Source organism: Janthinobacterium sp. SUN137 (assembly GCF_030587265.1).
In the GTDB taxonomy this organism is placed as follows: Bacteria; Pseudomonadota; Gammaproteobacteria; order Burkholderiales; family Burkholderiaceae_D; genus Janthinobacterium; species Janthinobacterium kumbetense.
The window spans coordinates 858254-878626 of sequence record NZ_JAPWHZ010000002.1 but is presented as its reverse complement, the minus strand read 5'-3'; the positions used below and the strand labels follow the sequence as shown (position 1 = coordinate 878626).

Sequence of the window (20373 nt, the reverse complement as noted above, 5' to 3'; positions counted from 1 at the left end):
CCCATTTCCGCGCCCGCCACGCAGCTTGGCGCCGTGCGGTAAAATCGCCTTCCAGGCTGGCGCACCTTGCCGGTCCCTCTTATCTGACTGGAATTGCCATCACCGCTCATACCTTACCACTGGATAACGCCTTTGCGGCCTTGCCGCCCGCGTTCTATACGCGCTTGATGCCCACGCCCCTGCCCGCCCCGTATTTCGTGGCCGCCAGCGCGCCGGCCGCCAGCCTGGTCGGCCTCGATGCCGCGCGCCTGGACGGGCCCGATTACGTGGAGCTGCTGAGCGGCAACACGGTTGCCGAGCGCTCGATTCCCCTGTCGGCCGTGTATTCGGGCCACCAGTTCGGCGTCTGGGCCGGCCAGCTGGGCGACGGCCGCGCCATCTTGCTGGGCGATATCGCCACCGAACACGGCCCGATGGAGCTGCAGCTGAAAGGCGCCGGCGCCACGCCGTATTCGCGCATGGGCGACGGGCGCGCCGTGCTGCGCTCATCCATCCGTGAATTCCTGTGCTCGGAAGCCATGGCGGCGCTGGGCATTCCCACCTCGCGCGCGCTGTCCATCATGGGTTCGCAGCAAGGCATCATGCGCGAAACGGTGGAAACGGCCGCCGTCGTGACGCGCATGGCGCCCAGTTTCGTGCGCTTCGGCTCGTTCGAACACTGGTTTTACCGCAAGAAGCCGGACGAGCTGAAAATCCTGGCCGATTACGTCATCGACGGTTTTTATCCCCATTTGCGCGCCGCATCAAATCCATATCAAGCCTTGCTGGCCGAAGTGTGCGTGCGCACGGCGCACATGATTGCGCACTGGCAAGCCGTGGGCTTCATGCATGGCGTCATGAACACGGACAATATGTCCATCCTGGGCTTGACGCTCGATTACGGCCCCTTCGGCTTCATGGAAGCGTTTGACGCCGAGCACATCTGCAACCATACGGACCAGCAAGGCCGCTATTCCTACGCCAACCAGCCGCAAGTGGGCCACTGGAACTGCTATGCGCTGGGCCAGGCCCTGCTGCCGCTGATTGGCGAAGTGGAGCTGGCGCAGGCGGCGCTGGACAGCTACCAGCCCGCGTTTGCGGACAAGATGAATGCCTTGCTGCGCGCCAAGCTGGGTTTGCGCACGACGCAGGAAGACGACACGGCGCTGTTCGACAGCATGTTTGCGCTGATGCAAGCCAACCACGTGGATTTCACCAACTTCTTCCGCGCGCTGGCGACCTTGCAGGTGGCGGCCCCCGAACACGACACGATGCTGCGCGACATGTTCATCGACCGCCCCGCCTTCGATGCGTGGGCGACGACCTACCGCGCGCGCCTGCTGCAAGAAAAGAGTATCGATGCCGAGCGCAGTGCAGCCATGAACCAGGTCAACCCGAAATACGTGCTGCGCAACTACCTGGCGCAAGTGGCCATCGAGAAAGCCCAGCAGCACGATTACACGGAAGTGGCGAAATTGCTGGAAGTTTTGCAAAAGCCATTTGACGAACAGCCCGAACACCAGCACTATGCGGCCCTGCCGCCCGACTGGGCCAGCCACCTTGAAGTCAGCTGCTCATCCTAAGGAGTCCTTATGACCACGAATAAAGTCAAGAAAACCGACGCCGAATGGCGCGCCATGCTCGATTCGATGCAATACGAAGTCACGCGCCACGCGGCCACGGAACGGGCCTTCACGGGCAAGTTCTGGGACCACCATGAACACGGCGTCTACACCTGCGTCTGCTGCAACACGCCATTGTTTGCTTCGGACACGAAATTCGACTCGGGCTGCGGCTGGCCCAGCTATTTCCAGGCGCTCGACCCGGCGAATGTCACGGAAATTGTCGACCGCAGCCACGGCATGGTGCGCACGGAAATCGTCTGCGCCGTCTGCGACGCCCACCTGGGCCACGTGTTCCCGGACGGCCCGCCGCCGACCGGCTTGCGCTATTGCATCAATTCGGCTTCCCTGCGCTTCGATCCGCAGCCGTGATGCTGGCAATGGCTTGGGCCTTGCTCCTAAGCCATTCCTAAGATGATTTTAATAAGACCAGTGTAAAGTCTCGCCATGAAATTTCTATTCGACCTCTTCCCCCTGATCGCCTTCTTCACCGCCTTCAAACTGGGCGGCATGTATGAAGCGGCCACGCACGATTTCGTGCAGCAATATCTGTCCGGCTTCGTGTCCGGCGGCCTGATCAAGGCCGACCAGGCGCCGTGGATACTTGCCACCCTCGTCGGCATCGTCGCCACGGCTTGCCAGGTCAGCTATCTGCTGCTGCGCGGGCGCAAGGTGGACGGCATGCTGTGGCTGTCGCTGTTCATCTTTGTCGTGTTCGGCGGCGCCAGCATTTACCTGCATGACGATTTCTTCCTGAAATGGAAGCCGACCCTGATCTACTGGCTGTCCGGCCTGGCCCTCTTGATCGCCCACGTGGGTTTCAAGAAAAACCTGATCCGCAAGACCATGGAAGCGCAAGTGCAATTGCCGGAAGCCGTCTGGAACCAGCTGCTGGCCGCATGGATCATTTTCTTCGGCGCCATCGGTGCACTGAACCTGTTCGTCGCCTTCGTGCTGTACAAGGGCGACATGGCTGCCTGGGTCAGCTTCAAGGCGTTTGGCGCGACAGGCATTTTCTTTGCCTTCATCGTGGCGCAAACCCTGTTCCTGGCCAAACATATCAAGGAAGACGCATGATGCACACCACCACCGAAAATACTTCGCCGGAAACGCGCATGCAGCGCATTCGTACCCGCTTGGAAACGGCACTTTCCCCTCTGGAATGCGTGCTGGAAGACGACTCGGCGCGCCACCGGGGCCATGCGGGCGCCGCCTCGGGTGGCGGCCATTACAATCTACGCATTATTTCTAGTCAATTTGAGGGGCTCAGGCTCGTCATGCGCCATCGACTGGTGTATGATTCCGTGCACGATATGATGCATAATGAGATACATGCATTGGCGATTGTGGCATTGGCGCCATCCGAGGTAGCATAAGGATGGCGTTTTTGGCGTACCCGGATCACTTGGGTATGCCCTTGCTTCTGGCGCCATGCCTGGATTTCTTTCCATGCGTTTTTTACGAAACTTTCCCTAACAGGATTTAATAATGACTTTTAAGCCAGCCCGCTTGCTGATCGCACTACTCGCCGTTGTCGCGGTACCTGTTTTTGCGCAAAATGTTGCCGTTGTTAATGGCAAGCCTATCCCATCGTCGCGCGTTGATGCAGTCGTCAAGCAAGTCGTCGCCCAAGGCCAGCAACCGGATTCGCCGCAATTGCGCGAAATGATCAAGAAGGACTTGATCGGCCGTGAAGTGCTGATGCAAGAAGCGGAAAACAAAGGTTTCGGTAAAGATGCAGCAGTCAAGCAGCAAATCGAGAACGCACGCCAGGCCATCGTCATCAACGCCCTGGTCGGCGACTACCTGAAAAAGAACCCCGTCAACGACGCTGAAATCAAGGCGGAATACGACCGTTTCGTGGCTCAGACCGGCGACAAGGAATACCACGTACGCCACATCCTGGTAGCGACCGAAGCGGAAGCGAAAGACATCATCGCCAAACTGAAAGGCGGCGCCAAGTTCGAAGACCTGGCCAAGCAATCGAAAGATGCCGGTTCGGCCGACAACGGCGGCGACCTGGATTGGGCAGCACCATCGTCCTTCCCGAAAGTCTTCTCCGACGCCTTCGTGAAACTGCAAAAAGGCCAGGTCACCGACACCCCGGTGCAAACGCCTAACGGTTTCCACGTGATCAAGCTGGACGACACCCGCGCGGCAAAACTGCCGACCCTGGAAGAAGTCAAGCCACAGATCGCCGAAGCGCTGCAGCAAAAGAAACTGCAAGCGTATCAGGAAGAAATGATCAAAAAAGCGAAAGTTCAGTAAGAACTGACCTCCCCGGCGCCCTTTTCGGCGCCGGTCGTGTATTCTGCGCCTGAATGCGTACTGCACGGCAGTCGCGATCTTTTGTATCGGTTTTTGTATACTTATTAGGAATGAACATGATTTTGAAGCCAGCCCGCCTGATCTTAGCCCTGGTCGCCGTTGTAGCGATCCCTGCGTTCGCGCAAAACGTGGCCACCGTGAACGGCAAGGCCATCCCTTCGTCGCGCGTCGACCAGGTCGTCAAGCAAGTCGTTGCCCAAGGCAAACAAGCGGATTCGCCGCAATTGCGCGAAGCCATCAAGAAAGACCTGATCGGCCGTGAAGTGCTGATCCAGGAAGCCGACAAGCAAGGTTACGGCACCCGCCCGGAAGTCAAGTCGCAGATCGACAATGCCCGTCAAAGCATCATCATCAACGCCCTGCTGGCCGACTACGTGAAGAAAAACCCTGTCAAGGACGCTGAAATCAAGGCCGAATACGACAAGTTCAAGGCACAAGCGGGCGACAAGGAATACCATGCACGCCACATCCTGGTCGCCACCGAAGCGGAAGCGAAAGACATCATCGCCAAGCTGAAAGGCGGCGCCAAGTTCGAAGAACTGGCGAAAGTATCGAAAGACGGTTCCGCAGCCAATGGCGGCGACCTGGACTGGGCTAGCCCAGCTTCGTACGTGAAGCCATTCTCCGACGCCATGGTCGCCCTGAAACCAGGCCAGGTCACGCAAACGCCAGTGCAATCGCAATTCGGCTTCCACGTGATCAAGCTGGAAGAAACCCGTCCGACGAAGTTGCCGGCACTGGAAGAAGTAAAGGGCCAGGTGGCCGAGTCGCTGCAACAGAAGAAACTCGCCGCCTACCGCGATGAACTGATGAAGAAGGCAAAAATCCAGTAATATCGGATGAAGATGAAAAGGCGCTCCACGGGGCGCCTTTTTTACGCCTGGAGATACCATGAATCTACATCAAGAATTAAAAATCGCGCTGGAAGCGGTTGCCGAACCGGGCCGTGCGGGGCCCATGCAGGCCTACATGCGTGACCAGTTCGTTTTCCTGGGCGTGGCGGCGCCGCAGCGGCGGCTGGCCGCCAGGGGCTTGCTGGCGGGCTTGCAAGGCGTCGGTGCCGATGCCCTGCTGGAACACGCGCAACTGCTGTGGCAACAGCCGGAACGCGAATACCAGCACGTGGCGCTCGACATGCTGGCCCTGCACCGGCGCCAGCTGGGCATCGAACACCTCCCCGCCCTGCTGGGACTGGCGCGCCAGCGCGCGTGGTGGGACAGCGTCGACGGCATGGCGGGCATCGTCGGCGAGGTGCTGCAGACGGAACGGCAGCGCGGCGGCAACGGCCATGCGCACATGGAGGGCGCCTTGCGCCATGAGGACTTCTGGCTGCGCCGCATCGCCATGCTGCACCAGCTGGGCTGGCGGGCCGACACGGATGCGGCCTGGCTGTTCGGCGCGGCGCTGGCGCTGGCCCACGAAGACGAGTTTTTCATCCGCAAGGCCATCGGCTGGGCCTTGCGCGACTACGCGCGCCACGCGCCCGAGGCCGTGTCGGCATTTGCCGACGCGCACCGCCAGCAACTGTCGGCGCTCAGCTACCGCGAAGCGCTGAAGCACCAGCCACGCTGAAGGCCGAGCCGCCCAGCAGGCGCAGCGCGGCATCGATGCGCGGCGCGGCATCCCAGGCCGGCGCGGGCGCCAGCAAACCCAGCGCCATCTGCCGCAGGGGCTCGGCAATCACCATGGCCAGCAGCAAGCCGGCCAGCTCCCGCCCATCCTGCAGCGCCAGATGGCCGCGCGCGGCCTGACGCTGCAGCCAGTCGGCCAGCAGGGCCGTGCCCCGCTCGATGCCGTTGCGCTGATACACGGCAAGTAGATCCGCGCGGGCGGGAAACTCCGTGCACAGCAGGCGGAACAGTCCGACGGCGTCCGCCGTCAGCACGCGCGCCGCCATCGCCTGCAAGATCTCTTTCAACAGCGGCAACACCTCGCCAGGCCCGGCCGCATCGTGCGCCATGGCCGGCAGGAAAGCATCCGTCCAGCCGCGCACCACCAGGGCGACCAGTTCCTCGCGGTTGGCCGCGTATTGATACAGCGATTTCTTTGCCATGCCCGCGTGGCGCGCCACCGCTTCCATGGTCGTGGCCGCATAGCCTTCGTTCAGCAGCAGCCAGGTGGCCGCCTGCACGGCCGCCTCGCGTGCCTCCTCGGGAGGCCGCGCCGGACGGCCCCGTCCGCGCAATGCCTTGCTCTCTTCTTCCTGCATGCCAGCTCCAAGCTTGATCGATGAACAATTTTACACTGAAACATATTTAGGAAACGTTAAACGTTTCTTTAATATATAATTGGCTCACCTCAACAAAGGAGAACGACATGACGCAGCATATTGAATTCCCATGGAGCATTACCAGCACGGGCGACTTGCTCGACCCATTTCCCCTGCACCTGGAAACGGGCGTCACGCGCCTGGAAAACGGTTGCCTGCTGGTGGCGGCGCGCACGGAACTGCACGGCTGCAGCGGGCGCATGCTGGACTGGTGGTTTACGTTTTTCGAGACGACGCAGCACATCAAATGGTGGCACCCGCACGATCACGTGGCCCATCATGGCTGGAACAGCGCGTGGAAAAAGGGAGAAAGTTACTATGGCGCCTCGATCGAGGCAGTGGAATCGCTGGGCGACATTCCGCCCGTGAAAGCCAAGCTGAAGTTCCATGATCCGAAGGATGTATTTGATACGGCGCAACTGCAACAAGCCAGGGACAGCGGCGCCCTGTCGGCCGCCATCTGCGCGCGCATCGGCTTCGGCGACCACGTGGTGCTCGATCCGCAGGGCGACCCGCTCGATGGCGAAATGCTGCACCTGACGCGCGACACCCCCACGGGCTGCGTGCTGCGCAGCCGCTTCTTGCTCGGCCGCAATAGCCTGAACCCCGTGCGCGACGTGCCCGACGTGCTGGGCCTGAACTTGCTGCGCCATTGCTACAGCGAATTTACCTACCTGTCGCGCTTCCTGCCATCGCTGTATTACGGCGAGCACGCGAATGGAGAGCAAGCCCCGTTGCCCTGGTAAAACATTACAGCCGCTTGTGCATGCGCGCCAGCGGCAGTTTGATGCCGTCGGGCAAGTCCAGGTAAAAATCTTCCGTCACGGCAAAGCCGCTGGCCAGGTACAGCGGCACGCCGGGCAAGGTGGCGGCCAGTTCCAGGGCGGTAAAACCGGCGGCCAGCGCATGGCGTTCGCAATGGCGCATCAGCATGCTGCCCAGGCCCTGACGCGCGGCGCCTGGCTCCACAAAGAAGGCGCGGATGCGGCCCGGCTGGCTGGCCGGATCGAGCAGCGGGTCCGGGCCGCTCTTGGCGCGGTCGGCACCATACAGGGTGGCGCGCCGGCTCCAGCCGCCGCAGGCCAGCATGGCGCCCTCCCGTTCGATGAGGAAATACGTCTGGTCGGCAACGAGCTGCGTATCGACGCCGAACACGTGGCGCGTCACGGACTCGGCCTGTTCCGGCGTATAAAATCCCGCGCTCAGCGCCACGCCGGAACGGGCAATCAGCGCGTTCATGGCAGGCACGTCGGCCGGCAGCGCCACGCGCAAGCTGCTCAAAGCGCCAAAGCTGAACCAGGCGCGGCTGATGCGTCCCTGCTCCACTTCATACGTCGCCACCAGTTCCTGCGCCGACACGCCATCGTCCGTGTCGCCATGGACGATTTCATGGTCGATCACCAGCTTGCCGCAGGCGATGCGGTTGAGCAACTGCGCATGCGGTTTGCTGGCGGCGAAGCGGGCCGTGAAACGGGGGCCGATTTGCCCGCTGCCCGTGGCCAGCAAGGTATCGGGATGCTGGAATTGCTGTGCGTCATCGGCATAGATGGCCAGCAAGGCCGGCACGTCGTGCGCGTTGTAGGCGTCCAGTTGGGCCTGGACCACCGCGACGGGAGAAATGCGTGTATCGTTGGCAAGCGCCATGCGTGTACCTGTTGTGATGTGGGTGGAAAGTTGCAAAGCGTAACACTGTCGCTCCTGTCGCGGCGCGGTTTGCTGCGATAATTATAAGACTCGTCATAAGATTCGTCGCCAGACGCATCTTGCGACGTCACCAATCAATCGCAAATCGCAGCAGGAGTAGATATCATGAAATGGGAAGGCAATCGCGAAAGCGACAATGTGGAAGATCGCCGTGGCGAAGACGGCGGTGGGGGCGGCGGCGCTGGCGGCTTTGGTTTTGGCGGGCGCTCGATCGGCATCGGCACCATCGTCATCGCCCTCGTCGGCTCATATGTGCTGGGCGTCAATCCCTTGACCTTGCTCAACCTGCTCAGCGGCGGTGGCGGCCAGATCAGCACCCAGCAAAGCCAGTCGCCCGCGCGCCAGCCGCCCGAATCGGACGAGATGGCCCGCTTCGTGAAAACCGTGCTGGCCGATACGGAAGACACCTGGGGCGCCCTGTTCAAGGCGGAAGGCGGCAGCTATGTGAAACCCAAGCTGGTGCTGTTTTCCGGCAGCACGCCGACGGCTTGCGGCACGGGCCAGAGCGCCAGCGGCCCTTTCTATTGCCCCGGCGACCAGAAAGTCTACCTGGACCTCGATTTCTTCAACCTGATGCAGCAGCGCTTCAAGGTCTCGGGCGAATTTGCCGAGGCCTACGTGATCGCGCATGAGGTGGGCCACCACGTGCAAAACCTGATGGGCTTGTCCGAGAAGGTCGACAATGCCCGCCGCACGCAGTCGGAGCGCCAGGCCAACGCCATGTCCGTGCGCCTGGAATTGCAGGCCGACTGCTTTGCCGGCGTGTGGGCGTATCACGCGAACGCCGACCGCAAGATCCTGGAACAGGGCGACGTGGAAGCGGCCCTGAAAGCGGCCACGGCCATCGGCGACGATGCGCTGCAGCGCCAGTCGCAAGGCCATGTCGTGCCGGACTCGTTTACGCACGGCACCTCGGAGCAGCGCGTGCGCTGGTTCAGCAAGGGCATCGAGAGCGGCCAGATTTCCCAGTGCAACACCTTCGAGGCGCGCCAGTTGTAGGCCCTTGCCGGCCGGTTGCAGGCGCACTGGGCACGGCGCGCCTGCCCGTGCCACGCTACTTCACGTCGATGCGCCCATATTGTCCGTGCGCCTCGTCAGCCGGCCCTGCCGCATAGAACAGGGTATTGACGGGCTGGCTGTTGAGACCATTGCCGAAGGCGATGCCCCACAAGCCATCGATCACCAGCGGCGTGCCGTCGGGCTTGAGCAGCGGCCCGCCAGCCTTGCCCGTGACGGTGTCATAGGCGTTGATCTTGCCATCACCAAAATTCCCGATCAACAGCATATTGCTGGCAGAGCCGAAGTCGGCCGGCGCCAGCGCCATGCCCCATGGCGCATTCAAGGCCCCACCGCTCACCAGCCGCTTGATCAGCGTGCCGCCGGTGTCGTACACATTGACGATGCCCAGGCCCGCGCCCGCCTCCTCGTCGTCGTCGCTGGCTTCGCGCTTGGCATAGGCGACATAGATGCGCTCGCCAATGGCCTGGATGCCGAACGGCGCATAGCCGGCCGGCAAACCGGGATCGCTGAACGCGCCAGGCCAGCTGGCCCTGGCAAAATTGGCATCGAAGACGTCGACGCGCCCGTTATGGAAATCGGCCGCGTACAGGTAGTTGGCGCCCGCACGGGCGGCAATCGCCAGGCCCTTATAGACGCTGCCGCCGGCGCTGCCGTCATACACGACCAGGGCCGTGACGGGGCTGACCGTGGGCGACCAGGCCGAGATGCTGCCGCTTTCGCTGGCGAAGATGAAGGGGCTGGGCGCCGTCACGCCATTCTGGCTCAGCTTGAAATCCTGCGTGCCGTTGAAGACGATGCCCGTCGGCCCTGCCGGCGTGCTGACCACCAGCGATTGCGGCACGCCGTTGCCATCGTACAAGGTCGACTTCGCCGTGCCATTCGCCGCCACCCAGACGAAGCCGCGCGGATTGAACGCCACGCCCCAGGCATTGACGAGGTTGGGGTCCGTGTGCGCGGCCGGCAGCGCGGCCGTATCGGACACGAGGCTGGTCGCCGCATATGCGTTCAGGGCTGGCGGCTTGTGATGGTGGTGGCCGCCGCCGCAGGCAAACAGCGCGGTGGCCAGCGCGGCGGCGAGACAGGCGCAAACAATCTGCCTGGTGGTATGCGTTTTCATGGCGTTCCCCTTCTGCGTGATGGGCAGAGTTGCGCTGCCTGCCATCAGGGTATAAGCGGACCGTGCCGGACGCTTGAGCCGCGTCAAGCGCAGCGCAGATAGGGCTTGCGCCCCGTCAGGGTATGCCGACGTCGTAGCGCTTGCCCAGCTTTTTCAGTTCGCCTGTCTCGATCAGGCTATTCAATTCCTGGTCGAACTGCAGGCGCAGCTTGTCGAAGGCGGGCGAGCGGGGAAAGGCAAAATAGCCGTTCTGCACTTCTATGACTTTGGGCAAGGGTTTCACCTGGCGCCCATAGCCGAGGCGGGCGATCACGGGGTCGGTATTGCGGCGGTTGCTGACGAATACGTCGACGTGATTGTGCACCAGCATCTTCAAGCCGTTTTCCACGTTATTCGCCACGCTGACCTGCAAGCCGGGGCGCACGCGCTCCCAGTCCGCGCCGTAGGCCCAACCATTGAGCAGCACCACCCGGCGGCTCTTCAGCACCGCGTAGTCGCCATCCCAGCCGAAGCTGGCATCCTGGCGCGTATAAAAGACCATCTGGTCCTGGTAAAACGGCTTGTCGGAAAACGCCATGCCGGCGATACGCTCGGGCGTCTTGTAGGGCCCGATCAAGATATCGGCCTGGCCCTGTACCAGCATGGCTTGCGCGCGCGCCCACGGCACCATGCGAAAACGCACGGTATTGCCCGTGCGTGCCGCCATCAGGCGCAGCAGTTCCGCGCCCAGGCCGCCATACTCGCCGCTGTCCTGGTACTCGAAGACGCGCTCGAACTGCGCGCCCACGGCCAGCAGTTCGCGCGCCTGCAGCGGCGCGGCGAATGCCGGCCACAGCAGCGCCAAGGCCAGCAGGCGCCGCCCTGCTCCGCTCATCAGCCGACGATGCGCAAGGAGTAATCGGTGGCCCGCACGTCCTTGGTCAGGCTGCCGATCGAGATGCGGTCCACGCCCGTTTCGGCAATCGCGCGCACGGTATCGAAATTGATGCCGCCGGACGCTTCCAGCAAGGCGCGGCCATGCGTCAAGGCCACGGCGTCGCGCATCATGTCGTTGCTGAAGTTATCGAGCAAGACGGAAACGGCGCCCGCGTCCAGCGCTTCCTGCAATTGCGCCAGGGTTTCCACCTCGATTTGCACGGGCACGCCCGCGTCGAGGTTGCGCGCGTTTTCCAGGGCCTGGCTGACGCCGCCCGCGGCCGCGATATGGTTTTCCTTGATCAGGATGCCGTCATACAGGGCCAGGCGCTGGTTCTTGCCGCCGCCCACGCGCACCGCATACTTTTGCGCCAGGCGCAGGCCCGGCAAGGTCTTGCGCGTGTCCAGGATGGACGCCTTGGTGCCGGCGACCACGTCGACATACTGGCGCGTGGCCGTGGCGACCGCCGACAGCAGCTGCAGGAAATTGAGGGCGCTGCGCTCGGCCGTGAGCAAGGCGCGGGCCGGCGCTTCGATCGTGCAGACGACGCTGTCGGCCGTCATCATGTCGCCTTCCGCGTAATGCCAAACGATGTCGATGCTGCGGTCCAGGCTTTTCATGATGCCTTCGAACCACGGCGCGCCGCACAGCACGGCTGCTTCGCGCACGATGACACGGGCCGTGACGATATGGTCTGGCGGCACCAGTTCACCCGTCAGGTCGCACTGGCCCACGTCTTCCAGCAAGGCGGCCAGCAAATTGCCTTCGAATGCGCGCGCCAGGGCCGGATCGAAAGGAGCGAAAGAATTAACGAGGGTACTCATGCTGGACCGATTCCTTGGAACAATGTGGTTTCTTTTGCCAGGTCCGCGCCCGGCTTGAGGCCCGCCTTCTTGGCGGCGGCAAAATCGAGCATGCGGTTGATCGAACGCACGGCCAGCTGGCCGACGGCGGGATCGACGTGGATTTCGTTGTGCATGTTTTCCAGCGTCTGCGCCAGGTTCAGCAAGCCGTTCATGGCCATCCACGGGCAGTGCGCGCAGCTTTTGCAGGTGGCGCTGTTGCCGGCCGTGGGCGCTTCGATGAAACGCTTGCCCGGCGCGGCCGCGCGCATCTTGTGCAGGATGCCGTTGTCGGTGGCGACAATGAAAGTGTCCGCATCCATGGTTTGCGCTGCCGCAATCATTTGCGACGTGGAACCGACCATGTCGGCCAGCGCCACCACATTCGCGGGCGACTCCGGATGCACGAGCACCTTGGCTTGCGGATACTCTTCCTTGAGCAAATCGAGTTCGATGCCCTTGAATTCGTCGTGCACGAGGCAACTGCCCTGCCACAGCAGCATGTCGGCGCCCGTTTCCTTCTGGATATACGAGCCCAGGTGCTTGTCCGGCGCCCACAGGATTTTCTTGCCCTGCGCATGCAAATGGGCAACGATGTCGAGGCCGATGGACGACGTCACCATCCAGTCCGCGCGCGCCTTGACTGCGGCGCTGGTGTTGGCGTAGACGACGACCGTGCGGTCCGGATGGGCGTCGCAAAAGGCCGTGAATTCGTCCACCGGGCAGCCCAGGTCGAGCGAACAGGTCGCGTCAAGGTCGGGCATCAAGACCGTTTTTTCGGGACTGAGGATTTTCGCCGTTTCGCCCATGAAGCGCACGCCGGCCACGACCAGGGTCTTGGCCGGATGGTCGCGCCCGAAGCGGGCCATTTCCAGGGAATCGGAGACGCAGCCGCCCGTGGCTTCCGCCAGGTCTTGCAGGTCAGCATCAACGTAGTAGTGGGCAACGAGCACGGCTTCGCGCTCGATCAGCAAGCGCTTGATGCGCGTGATCAGTTCGGCTTTTTCGGCCGGGGAAGGCGTCGCTGGCGTGCGTGCCCAGGCGTGGGCAGTGCAGCTGGCTCCGTCTTGTGGATGTTCGTACTCGACGGATTTGATGGCTAAAGTTTGCATGGCTGTGTCAAACAAAAACGGGATAGACCGGCACGATTGCAATAAAGCAGGTGCGCCGGAACGAAAGGACCGCGGCGCGTCGGTGTGGTGATACCAGAGTACACCACCAGCTTTCCAAACGCCTGATAAAACCGTAGCGAGCGGCAGCGATTTGTGGCCGAGAAGCGCAACCGTGCTGAAGCACGGTGAGCATCACAGGCCGCAAAGCGCGACGCGCGAGGTTTGATCAGGTGTTTAATCAATACCCTGGCTCTTCAAATAGTCTTCGTAGTTGCCGCGGTAATCGACCACTTCATCTTCCTTGATCTCGATGATGCGGTTGGCCAGCGAAGAGACGAATTCGCGGTCATGCGACACAAAGATCAGGGTGCCCGCGTATTTTTCCAGCGCGATGTTCAGGGATTCGATCGATTCCATGTCCATGTGGTTGGTCGGCTCATCGAGCATCAGCACGTTGTGGCGGCCCAGCATCAGCTTGCCGTACATCATGCGGCCCTTTTCGCCACCGGACAGTACCTTGACGGCCTTCTTGACGTCGTCGCCGCCGAACAGCAAGCGGCCCAGGATGGAGCGCACGGCCTGGTCGTCGTCGCCCTCTTTCGTCCACTGGCCGATCCAGTCGGTCAGGTTCGTGTCCTTGGCGAAATCTTCCGTCGGATCTTGCGGCATGTAGCCCACGTTGGCGTTTTCCGCCCACTTCACGCGGCCCTGGTCAGGCTGCAAGCCGGCGATGTCGCCAGCGATGCAGCGCAGCATGGTGGTCTTGCCGGCACCGTTGGCGCCGATGATGGCGATGCGTTCACCCGCCTCGACCATGATGCTGAAATTCTTGAACAGCTGGCGATCGAAGCCTTTCGAGATATTCTCGACTTCCACGGCCAGGCGGTGCAATTTCTTTTCGCCGTCGAAACGCACGAACGGATAGGCGCGCGACGATGGCTTGATATCGTCGACCTTGATCTTTTCGATCTGCTTGGCGCGCGACGTCGCCTGGCGGGCCTTCGACTTGTTCGCGGCGAAGCGGCGCACGAATTCCTGCAGCTCGGCAACCTTGTCTTTCGCTTTCGCGTTGTTGGCCAGCTGCTGGTTGCGCGCCTGGGTCGAGGCGAACATGTATTCGTCGTAGTTGCCTGGATAAATCTTCAGGGTGCCGTAGTCCATGTCGGCCACGTGGGTGCACACCTGGTTCAGGAAGTGGCGATCATGGGAAATGATGATCATGGTGGAATTGCGCTCGTTGAGCACGTCTTCCAGCCAGCGAATCGTGTTGATGTCCAGGTTATTCGTCGGCTCGTCGAGCAGCAGGATGTCCGGGTTCGAGAACAGCGCCTGCGCCAGCAGCACGCGCAGCTTCCAGCCTGGCGAGACATTGCTCATCGGGCCTTGATGCAAATCAATGGCGACACCGGCGCCCAGCAGCAGTTCGCCGGCGCGCGATTCGGCCGTGTAGCCGTCGTATTCGGAAACTTTGCCTTCCAGCTCGGCGGCCTGCATGTAGTCGTCGTCCGTCGCTTCCGGGTTCGCGTAGATCGCGTCGCGTTGCTGGATGGCGGCCCACATTTCCGTGTGGCCCATCATGACGACGTCGAGGACGCGCATGTCTTCAAACGCAAACTGATCCTGGCGCAGCTTGCCCAGGCGCTCGTTGGTATCGAGCATGACGTTGCCGCCCGACGGGTCAAGGTCGCCGCCCAGGATCTTCATGAACGTCGACTTGCCGCAGCCGTTCGCGCCGATCAAACCATAGCGGTTGCCGTCGCCGAACTTGACGGAGATATTCTCAAACAATGGCTTGGCGCCAAACTGCATCGTAATATTTGCGGTTGAAAGCATGTGATATTAGGTCTTTATTCAGTTAAAACAGCTAGTTAAGTACTTTTCCCCCATTATACAGCACCCACCCTCTTCCACTCTATAGTGGCCCGGCAGTCGCAGCCGGAGCCCATGCGCAGGCATACGGCGCAGAAATAATGGCAAGAAAATATGATTGCCGTATTCCCATTTAGCAGCTACGCTGCGTGGCATTGTTTTCTACCCTTCACCTCACAGGCATCACTTGAAAAAAATCACCATCGCCGCCGCCGTGGCCGTCATTGCCGTTGCTGTCACCGCCTACGCTTCGCCCTACTACACCTTGCACCAGATCAAGGCCGCGCTGGCCGAGCGCAACGCCGATGCCCTGGCCGCACACGTGGACTTCCCCGCCCTGCGCGCCAGCGTCAAGACGCAGCTGGAAGCGAGCATGGCGCGCAGCATCGAGGCGACCGCCGGCAGCGGCAACCCGCTGGCCGCGCTGGGCCAGTCGATCGCCAGCGCCATGCTGGGCAAGATGGTCGACACCATGGTCTCGCCCGCCGGCGTGGTGGCGCTGGTCAACAAGAGCGCCGTCAGCCCGCAGGCAAGTGACACGGCAGATGCGCCCGCCGATGGCGCGCGCAAGAAGGCCGACTATTCAGCCGGCTATGCCGGCCTGAACACCTTCATCGTCCGGGCGAAGGATGGCAATGCGCAGGAAGGCGCGCTGATCCTGCTGCGCCACGGCGTGTGGGGCTGGAAGCTGAGTTCGATCGAGATTGCGTCGGCGATGGCCGCACGCTAGAAGAAGCGCGCATGCGCAGGCAATCTGATACACAATGCGGGCCACTTGTATCCGATTGCAGGAGATTTCATGCTGAAACACACGACCCTGGCGCTGGCCATGGCCTTTGCCGGCGCCGCACCATCCGCCCATGCCCACGATGGGATCGCCGCCGCCGAGCGCAGCCACTCCGTTGCCGCGCGCATGCAGGCGGAAACGTCCAGCGCCGCCGATCCGGACGCCCCGGCACTGCTGCCCATGCCCAGCGACATTTCGCTGGCCGAGCTGGAGCGCCGCCTGGCGCTGGGACAGGCGCAGGCCGCTGAAAAACACTATACCAGCGCGCTCGATCCGGCCGTGCTGAGCACCCTGGCGCAACAGATGGGCTGCGAGGATATCGTCGGCATGCAGCCGTTCGGTTTCCCGCTGGAACAAGCGCAAGCGACCGTCCTGAGCGGCGCGCACCTGCTGGCGCGGTGCCCGGACCGGGCCTATGTGACGATCACGGCCATGTCGATGGCCGGCAAGACGGGCAAGCGCGCCCACATTTCGCCGCAATCGTTCAAGCAGCAGGTCGATGGCAGGCCCGCGCGACGCCTGTACTACAAGGCGCCCAACGGCCGCCAGAAGGAGTCGCTGACCATCATCGACGGCAGTTATGCGTATGCGCTCGAGTACTGGTCGCTCGATGACAGCCAGCAACGCGGCATGGTCGGCATTCGCAGGATGGAAACATTGACGTTGCCGCAATAAAATAGACGCGAACAGGCGGAATACTGTATATTCATACAGTTATCTATTATCCCCTTTTCGAGCATGCCTGCACACCCGCCCATCCAATTACCCTACACCATCTGCGTCAGCGCCACGATCGACGCGGAAGTCGAGCAAACCATCCTCGAGGGCTTGAATGCCTACAACGATGCCATCACCGGCTATAGCGACAGGCAGGTATTGAGCGTCGTCGTGCGCGACCGCGACAGCCAGCGGGTGCTGGGCGGCGCCATGGGCCGGACTTCGCTGGGCCTGCTGTTTCTCGATTTGTTTTATTTGCCCGCCGCCTTGCGGGGACTGGGACTGGGCAGCCGGATACTGGCGCAGTTCGAAGAGGAAGGACGCCGGCGCGGCTGCGCCTCGGCGGTGCTGTACACCATCACCTTCCAGGCGCCCGAGTTTTACGAACGGCGCGGCTGGCGCCGCTTCGGCGAAATTGCCTGCAGTCCCGAAGGGACGAGCCGGGTATTCATGAGCAAGACCCTGTAGGCGGCATGCGACCAGGGCTGGCGGCAGGTTTGCCGCCAGCCCTGGTCAGCGACCTCTGCTTACATGCCCAGGGACTTGAGCAAGTCGGCGTTGTCGTCGTCTTCCGGTTCCGCGGCAGGCGCCGGGGCGGCGTCCCGTTCGCGGTTCGCGAATTCGCCATCCATCAGCGAGTCGGCGTCGACTTCGCGGGAATCGAAATCGTGCAACTTGATGAACTCGGTACGGTCGATCGCCAGTTCCAGATAGAAAATATTGTTCTTTTCCGTGTAGAAAGTGACGCGGCGCATTTCCGGGCGGTCCAGCGGCGTGTCGACGCTGAGCATCACCTGCTTGTTCAGCACCAGCATCTTCGGCTGGCTCTGGGTGATATTCGTTTGCAACTCGCGCCGTACCTTGCCCGTGAAGTCGCCCACGATCTGGTTCATCAGCTCGCCCATGATGTTCGACACTTCGTCCGATGTGTAGAAGCTGGCCAGCTCCGACTTCGGCATACCCATGTGCAACATGTAGCGCTCGTAGATTTCCATCGCCGTATCGGCGGCAAAATTGAGCACCACCAGGCCCGTGAAACCGCCATCGAACATCACGAAACAGCCGATATCCGGCTTCAGGCCCGTCTTGGTGATGCGCTGCACCATGCCTGAATAATTGACCTTGCTTTGCGTTGCAACGTTGAGCACCCGAACCACCGAGTTGCACAAACTCATCAACAAATCTTCTGTACCGTACACAACATCCTTTTCTGCATCCATGAGCAACCTCTCCTACTATTTTAAAGATGACAGCACTGTTCCCTGCCCGCCGCGAGCCGAAACCTGACAGTTTCGCTCAGCTGGCGGACGACTTCACCTTTGCATGCCTGACCTTGCGTGGCGGCGCGCGCCGCGTTGCCGCCGCCCCGAACCGCCCTCTTACCTTTTTCTGTATAGAAATAAGTATCATGCGCAGAATACCCAGATGTAACATTTCCGTCCAGCCATACCTGCATTTACTTGACGATCTGTGCGGAAATACCAATACACTGCAATGCAACATTATGCGGAAGATAAGCATGCAGGAAGATTCAGGCTGGCACGGTTGAAACCATGGCGAAAAGGCAGCATCACGTATACTGCCCCGCGGGACGCAACTACCGAAAGGCATGAGAGGATGAGTACACTGCAGGAACAGGCAACGGCGGAAATGATGGCGGCCGTGGAGGCGTGGTTTGTCGAGCGCCTGAAGCGCACCGATCTGGAAAGCGCCGTGAATCGGACCACCTTGCAAATGGGTATCTTTAACGATCTCTTGCTCGACTACAAACCCGGCCGCACCACGGCCGACGATTACCATCTGGCCGATGCCGGGGATTTCGCGCAGAGGACGCCATCGCGCCTCGATGAAACCGTCGTGCGCGACAGCATCGCGCCCCAGCTGGTTGCCATGGTGCAAGCAAAGCTGGCAACGCTGGCCGACACGCCCCTGATCGACTATCGCTTCAGCTTTCGCGGCAAATTCCAGACGGCACAGGGCACGCTGCACCTGAATCTGCTCGATCATGTCAACGAAGGCAAGCGCAGCGCCCTGCTCGCGCGCATCCACAGCTACGTCGAGCAGAAACTCGAGCGCGGCAACCGGCCGACGAAAAAGCTGGAAACCTTCTTCCTGGCGCGCCACCTGCTCGATCCCCAGCTGTTTCCGCAGCCCGACATCGCCTGGACCATCGCACAATTCGAGCGCATCGAACAGCTGAACAAGTCGCGGCCGCAAGTGCTGGCCGAACATCGCAGCGACATCATCCAGGCCGTGTCGGCCTGGGCGGAAAAACAGTTCTTGCCGCAGTTCTATGACGTGCAAACCTCAAGCTACAGCGGCACGGAATACACCTTGAAAGCGGGCGCGGCACCCGATGCCCAGGCGCTGGCGCCGATCGACCTGCTGCTGTACGGGGCCGTGATGATCTTGCGCCACGAACCGAGCTACGCCAAGTCGACGGGCCTGAAATTCCTGGAAATCGCGCGTGAACTGGGCAGCGAACGGGCCGTGCGCATGCTCAAGGAAGGCAGCGGCACCTTCCCCGACGGCGACATCCACGTGAAAAATGCGCTGCTGGAATGCCGCGCCAACGACGTGTTTGCCACGATCAGCATCACGATTGCCCAGGAAGAAGAAGGCGCGTATGCGCAGGCGCTGGCGTTCATCACGCACCTGCTGAACAACGGCTTCCCGAAAAGCTACCGGATCAAGCTCAAATCGAAGGTCAAGGAATATCTGCCCTTGAAAGGCCTGGCCCGCTCCGACACGCACCGCTTCTTTGCCAACGCCCTCGCCCATGCATCGCTGCAGCCGCAACTGGACGCGTATGCGCGCGCCGCCATCGGGCAATACGAGTTCTATGCCGACACGGAAGGCGAAAAGAATTGCATGCCCGGCAGTTACGCCACGTTTGGCCTGGGCTTGCTCGACGCACGCCATTTCTCGCTGGTGCAGCACTACATGGCCAACGTCGACGAGGAGCACCAGTCCGTGCAGGATCAGTTCACGGCCGCCTTCGCCGAACGGCATGGCGTGACGACGGAGTCCATCCCCGTGCTGGCGGCCTGCCTGCGCGCGTGCACGGATAACGCCAAAGTCAAAATCCAGGCGGAACTGGAAGAGGTGGAGAAACTGGAACTGTTCTGCCAGCAACTGCAAGGGCTGGAAGGCTATCTGGTCGAGCACATGCTGTATCCCATCTGGGGCAAGCTGGAAAAACTGGCGGCCCTGGCGCGCAAGGCGCAAGGCCGGCGCAGGGAACTGCTGCTGGCCTTGCTCGAAGCGGCCAGCAAGACCGGCGCCTAATGTGCGCAACGTTATGACTTTCACCATATATAATGCGCGGCGCCAGAGTTGCTTTAATGCATCTTTTGGCGCCTGACATTGAATCGTGGAGAAAATACATGCATCAAACACAACAAACATCGCGCACCTTCCTGCTGGCAGCAAGCTTTGCCGCCGCCGTGGCGCTGGCCCAGCCCGCCATCGCCGCCGACGCCGCGGAACTGGCCCCGCTCGATGCGGCCGACCTGTACATCAAGACCATCATCAACCTGGATGAAGCCAGCGTCGCCAAGCTCAACGCCTACCTGCGTCCCACCCGCCTGGCCGGCCACCAGAGCGCCGAATACGCGTCGTACAGCGACATGAAGGAAGCGGACGCCAAGTTTCCAACGGAAACGGGCAAGCTGATCGCCGACCTGTTCCCCGCAACCATGCGCGCGGCCGTGACGCCGGCCGCCGAATTGCTGGCGACGAACGTCATCGCCGCCAAGAAGGGCGCAGTGTGCCAGGCCACCAAGGCGGACCCGGTGACGGTGGAAAACGGCATCCAGACGGCCGCCGTCAGCTTCGAATGCCAGATCGTCAAGGTACCGCTGGCATGGGCGCCTGCCGCCCAGCAACTGGCGAAGAGCGGTTGCAAGGTCGAGCAATGCAAGGCCGGCCTGCAAAAGATCGCCGCGACCTACACGAACTCGCCGAAACAGACCTGGCGCGCCGTGTTTGCCGTCAGCCGCGAAAAGAACTCGGAAGCCTGGCGCAACGATTTCGCGCGCGAAACTTTCGATGAAATCTGGGAATACCTGTAATCCTTCACTCATCCCTAA

22 protein-coding genes are annotated in these 20373 nt (G+C 61.7%); 14 read left to right on the top strand and 8 right to left on the bottom strand.

Translation table 11 applies throughout. The annotated features are described in order from the left end of the window. Window positions 1–83: 83 nt before the first annotated feature. From O3298_RS12105 to O3298_RS12075, 7 genes are all read left to right on the top strand, one after another. Complete coding sequence (locus O3298_RS12105; protein ID WP_369811586.1) at window positions 84–1562, top strand: YdiU family protein; 1479 nt, start codon at window positions 84–86, stop codon at window positions 1560–1562. Window positions 1563–1571: 9 nt separating this feature from the next. Then, window positions 1572–1973: a peptide-methionine (R)-S-oxide reductase MsrB gene (msrB, locus tag O3298_RS12100; RefSeq protein WP_034756083.1), complete on the top strand. Its 402-nt coding sequence runs from the start codon at window positions 1572–1574 to the stop codon at window positions 1971–1973. A gap of 75 nt (window positions 1974–2048) precedes the next feature. Next, window positions 2049–2678, top strand: coding sequence for a septation protein A (locus tag O3298_RS12095; protein ID WP_305059468.1), 630 nt, complete (start codon window positions 2049–2051; stop codon window positions 2676–2678). Next, the gene (locus O3298_RS12090) at window positions 2675–2977 is read left to right on the top strand and encodes a BolA family transcriptional regulator (protein ID WP_251348613.1); all 303 of its coding nucleotides are present in this window, start codon (window positions 2675–2677) and stop codon (window positions 2975–2977) included. The genes O3298_RS12095 and O3298_RS12090 overlap by 4 nt, the downstream gene beginning before the upstream one ends. Before the next feature lie 112 nt (window positions 2978–3089). After that, window positions 3090–3869 (top strand): peptidyl-prolyl cis-trans isomerase, encoded by a 780-nt coding sequence (locus O3298_RS12085; protein WP_077404793.1) that lies wholly within the window; start codon window positions 3090–3092, stop codon window positions 3867–3869. 116 nt (window positions 3870–3985) lie between these two features. Next, entirely contained in the window at window positions 3986–4762 is a 777-nt protein-coding gene (locus tag O3298_RS12080; protein WP_034756072.1) for a peptidylprolyl isomerase, read from the top strand. Window positions 4763–4820: 58 nt separating this feature from the next. Next, the gene (locus O3298_RS12075; RefSeq protein ID WP_305059467.1) at window positions 4821–5501 is read left to right on the top strand and encodes a DNA alkylation repair protein; all 681 of its coding nucleotides are present in this window, start codon (window positions 4821–4823) and stop codon (window positions 5499–5501) included. Here the strand turns inward: O3298_RS12075 and O3298_RS12070 are convergent. Beyond that, window positions 5464–6138, bottom strand: coding sequence for a TetR/AcrR family transcriptional regulator (locus O3298_RS12070; RefSeq protein ID WP_289914685.1), 675 nt, complete (start codon window positions 6136–6138; stop codon window positions 5464–5466). The two genes, O3298_RS12075 and O3298_RS12070, sit on opposite strands and share 38 nt — an antisense overlap. Window positions 6139–6245: 107 nt before the next feature. On the opposite strand from O3298_RS12070, the gene O3298_RS12065 reads away from it, so the two are divergent. Further along, window positions 6246–6944: a DAPG hydrolase family protein gene (locus tag O3298_RS12065; RefSeq protein ID WP_180278785.1), complete on the top strand. Its 699-nt coding sequence runs from the start codon at window positions 6246–6248 to the stop codon at window positions 6942–6944. A gap of 4 nt (window positions 6945–6948) precedes the next feature. On the opposite strand, the gene O3298_RS12060 is transcribed toward O3298_RS12065, so the two are convergent. Beyond that, window positions 6949–7842 (bottom strand): GNAT family N-acetyltransferase, encoded by an 894-nt coding sequence (locus tag O3298_RS12060; RefSeq protein ID WP_305059466.1) that lies wholly within the window; start codon window positions 7840–7842, stop codon window positions 6949–6951. 165 nt (window positions 7843–8007) lie between these two features. On the opposite strand from O3298_RS12060, the gene O3298_RS12055 reads away from it, so the two are divergent. Continuing rightward, window positions 8008–8901, top strand: a complete 894-nt coding sequence (locus O3298_RS12055) for a neutral zinc metallopeptidase (protein ID WP_305059465.1) — start codon at window positions 8008–8010, stop codon at window positions 8899–8901. Window positions 8902–8956: 55 nt separating this feature from the next. On the opposite strand, the gene O3298_RS12050 is transcribed toward O3298_RS12055, so the two are convergent. The 5 genes from O3298_RS12050 to O3298_RS12030 form a co-directional block, all read right to left on the bottom strand. Further along, a complete protein-coding gene (locus tag O3298_RS12050) occupies window positions 8957–10039 on the bottom strand; it encodes a TIGR03118 family protein (protein WP_305059464.1) in 1083 nt (360 codons plus the stop codon). A 115-nt stretch (window positions 10040–10154) separates the two neighbouring features. After that, window positions 10155–10913: an ABC transporter substrate-binding protein gene (locus O3298_RS12045; RefSeq protein ID WP_289897814.1), complete on the bottom strand. Its 759-nt coding sequence runs from the start codon at window positions 10911–10913 to the stop codon at window positions 10155–10157. Continuing rightward, window positions 10913–11779, bottom strand: a complete 867-nt coding sequence (gene nadC / locus O3298_RS12040) for a carboxylating nicotinate-nucleotide diphosphorylase (protein ID WP_289897813.1) — start codon at window positions 11777–11779, stop codon at window positions 10913–10915. The genes O3298_RS12045 and nadC overlap by 1 nt, the downstream gene beginning before the upstream one ends. Next, a complete protein-coding gene (nadA, locus tag O3298_RS12035; RefSeq protein ID WP_305059463.1) occupies window positions 11776–12909 on the bottom strand; it encodes a quinolinate synthase NadA in 1134 nt (377 codons plus the stop codon). The genes nadC and nadA overlap by 4 nt, the downstream gene beginning before the upstream one ends. Before the next feature lie 234 nt (window positions 12910–13143). Continuing rightward, entirely contained in the window at window positions 13144–14742 is a 1599-nt protein-coding gene (locus tag O3298_RS12030) for an ABC-F family ATPase (RefSeq protein ID WP_034756044.1), read from the bottom strand. A 223-nt stretch (window positions 14743–14965) separates the two neighbouring features. Here O3298_RS12030 and O3298_RS12025 point away from each other — a divergent pair, with 223 nt between their 5' ends. The 3 genes from O3298_RS12025 (at window position 14966) to O3298_RS12015 (ending at window position 16750) form a co-directional block, all read left to right on the top strand. After that, window positions 14966–15508: a DUF2939 domain-containing protein gene (locus O3298_RS12025; RefSeq protein ID WP_305059462.1), complete on the top strand. Its 543-nt coding sequence runs from the start codon at window positions 14966–14968 to the stop codon at window positions 15506–15508. 69 nt (window positions 15509–15577) lie between these two features. Beyond that, a complete protein-coding gene (locus O3298_RS12020) occupies window positions 15578–16240 on the top strand; it encodes a hypothetical protein (protein ID WP_305059461.1) in 663 nt (220 codons plus the stop codon). Window positions 16241–16303: 63 nt separating this feature from the next. Further along, window positions 16304–16750: a GNAT family N-acetyltransferase gene (locus O3298_RS12015; RefSeq protein WP_305052066.1), complete on the top strand. Its 447-nt coding sequence runs from the start codon at window positions 16304–16306 to the stop codon at window positions 16748–16750. Window positions 16751–16809: 59 nt separating this feature from the next. On the opposite strand, the gene O3298_RS12010 is transcribed toward O3298_RS12015, so the two are convergent. Next, a complete protein-coding gene (locus O3298_RS12010; RefSeq protein WP_034784631.1) occupies window positions 16810–17502 on the bottom strand; it encodes a DUF3334 family protein in 693 nt (230 codons plus the stop codon). A 397-nt stretch (window positions 17503–17899) separates the two neighbouring features. Between O3298_RS12010 and O3298_RS12005 the strand changes: the two genes are divergently transcribed. Next, the gene (locus tag O3298_RS12005; RefSeq protein WP_305059460.1) at window positions 17900–19570 is read left to right on the top strand and encodes a DUF6138 family protein; all 1671 of its coding nucleotides are present in this window, start codon (window positions 17900–17902) and stop codon (window positions 19568–19570) included. A gap of 98 nt (window positions 19571–19668) precedes the next feature. Then, window positions 19669–20355 carry a hypothetical protein gene (locus O3298_RS12000; protein WP_305059459.1) on the top strand — a complete coding sequence of 229 codons (687 nt, stop codon included), beginning with the start codon at window positions 19669–19671 and terminating at the stop codon, window positions 20353–20355. Window positions 20356–20373 lie beyond the last annotated feature (18 nt).

Bases quoted from the DNA above. Each gene is read 5' to 3' on its own strand.
- O3298_RS12010 (WP_034784631.1), bottom strand. From the start codon at position 17,502: ATGGATGCAGAAAAGGATGTTGTGTACGGTACAGAAGATTTGTTGATG.
- O3298_RS12000 (WP_305059459.1), top strand. From the start codon at position 19,669: ATGCATCAAACACAACAAACATCGCGCACCTTCCTGCTGGCAGCAAGC.
- O3298_RS12080 (WP_034756072.1), top strand. From the start codon at position 3,986: ATGATTTTGAAGCCAGCCCGCCTGATCTTAGCCCTGGTCGCCGTTGTA.
- O3298_RS12050 (WP_305059464.1), bottom strand. From the start codon at position 10,039: ATGAAAACGCATACCACCAGGCAGATTGTTTGCGCCTGTCTCGCCGCC.
- msrB (WP_034756083.1), top strand. From the start codon at position 1,572: ATGACCACGAATAAAGTCAAGAAAACCGACGCCGAATGGCGCGCCATG.
- nadC (WP_289897813.1), bottom strand. From the start codon at position 11,779: ATGAGTACCCTCGTTAATTCTTTCGCTCCTTTCGATCCGGCCCTGGCG.
- O3298_RS12070 (WP_289914685.1), bottom strand. From the start codon at position 6,138: ATGCAGGAAGAAGAGAGCAAGGCATTGCGCGGACGGGGCCGTCCGGCG.
- O3298_RS12030 (WP_034756044.1), bottom strand. From the start codon at position 14,742: ATGCTTTCAACCGCAAATATTACGATGCAGTTTGGCGCCAAGCCATTG.
- O3298_RS12045 (WP_289897814.1), bottom strand. From the start codon at position 10,913: ATGAGCGGAGCAGGGCGGCGCCTGCTGGCCTTGGCGCTGCTGTGGCCG.
- O3298_RS12075 (WP_305059467.1), top strand. From the start codon at position 4,821: ATGAATCTACATCAAGAATTAAAAATCGCGCTGGAAGCGGTTGCCGAA.
- O3298_RS12055 (WP_305059465.1), top strand. From the start codon at position 8,008: ATGAAATGGGAAGGCAATCGCGAAAGCGACAATGTGGAAGATCGCCGT.
- O3298_RS12015 (WP_305052066.1), top strand. From the start codon at position 16,304: ATGCCTGCACACCCGCCCATCCAATTACCCTACACCATCTGCGTCAGC.
- O3298_RS12085 (WP_077404793.1), top strand. From the start codon at position 3,090: ATGACTTTTAAGCCAGCCCGCTTGCTGATCGCACTACTCGCCGTTGTC.
- O3298_RS12095 (WP_305059468.1), top strand. From the start codon at position 2,049: ATGAAATTTCTATTCGACCTCTTCCCCCTGATCGCCTTCTTCACCGCC.
- O3298_RS12090 (WP_251348613.1), top strand. From the start codon at position 2,675: ATGATGCACACCACCACCGAAAATACTTCGCCGGAAACGCGCATGCAG.
- O3298_RS12005 (WP_305059460.1), top strand. From the start codon at position 17,900: ATGAGTACACTGCAGGAACAGGCAACGGCGGAAATGATGGCGGCCGTG.
- O3298_RS12060 (WP_305059466.1), bottom strand. From the start codon at position 7,842: ATGGCGCTTGCCAACGATACACGCATTTCTCCCGTCGCGGTGGTCCAG.
- nadA (WP_305059463.1), bottom strand. From the start codon at position 12,909: ATGCAAACTTTAGCCATCAAATCCGTCGAGTACGAACATCCACAAGAC.
- O3298_RS12020 (WP_305059461.1), top strand. From the start codon at position 15,578: ATGCTGAAACACACGACCCTGGCGCTGGCCATGGCCTTTGCCGGCGCC.
- O3298_RS12065 (WP_180278785.1), top strand. From the start codon at position 6,246: ATGACGCAGCATATTGAATTCCCATGGAGCATTACCAGCACGGGCGAC.